General features: G+C 70.1%; 1 protein-coding gene. It reads right to left on the bottom strand.

The genetic code is table 11. The features are described from left to right. Nucleotides 1-83 precede the first annotated feature (83 nt). The coding region (locus WS45_RS31830; RefSeq protein WP_218921646.1) for a hypothetical protein at nucleotides 84-646 on the bottom strand (563 nt) is incomplete at its 5' end.

Here is a 646-nt window from a genome sequence, read left to right as displayed (position 1 = left end):
GCGCCGGTCGCGCGCCCGCCGTTTCCTCGCTATCGACAGCGTGAGCGAGGCTCGCAACCGATCCGCGGCGCGCAAAGCGCGTGCTACAGGGGGATCGCGGTCGGCCGAGCGTCGTGATGCACCGGACGGGCGGCCGAGGGGGCCTGACGTGCATCGCCGGGGCCGCAGCGAGACGTCGACGACGTGTCGGGCCCGTCGGATGGGCCGCTGAGCAGCCGATAGACGGTCTGGATGTCAGCGGCGAGCGGCGCCAGGTTGCCGATTCCGGCACCCAGCAGGTCGGTTGCCAGGCAAGCGATGACGACGGCTACCACGGCGCGTCGGGGGACACGCTGCTCGAGCTCGTGCAGATCGTCGGAGACGGCGTGACGGTTACCCGGGTCCGGTGTGGCCGGTGAGCGACGACAGACCCATCCGGCCACGAAGCCCGCGATGGCCAGGCCGGCTGCGGCCGTGAGGTGCCCGGCTTTCAAGTGCGTGAACGTCGACAGGGCGACCGTGCCGAGTGAGCCGCCCAGCATGCCGTACAGCACGGCCTGCGTGCGCAGGCGGGCGCGCATGGTGTAGCGGGAGTGGTGCATGAGTCCCCGGATTTTTCTGGGTTGATTGGCCTGGGCAAGGAAGGGCAACGGCCTACCATTCCATC

Origin of the sequence: Burkholderia sp. RF2-non_BP3, from assembly GCF_001522185.1 — a bacterium.
GTDB classification, from domain to species: Bacteria; Pseudomonadota; Gammaproteobacteria; order Burkholderiales; family Burkholderiaceae; genus Burkholderia; species Burkholderia diffusa.
The sequence above is the reverse complement of the archived record's forward strand: the minus strand, read 5'-3'. Positions and strand labels throughout refer to the sequence as shown.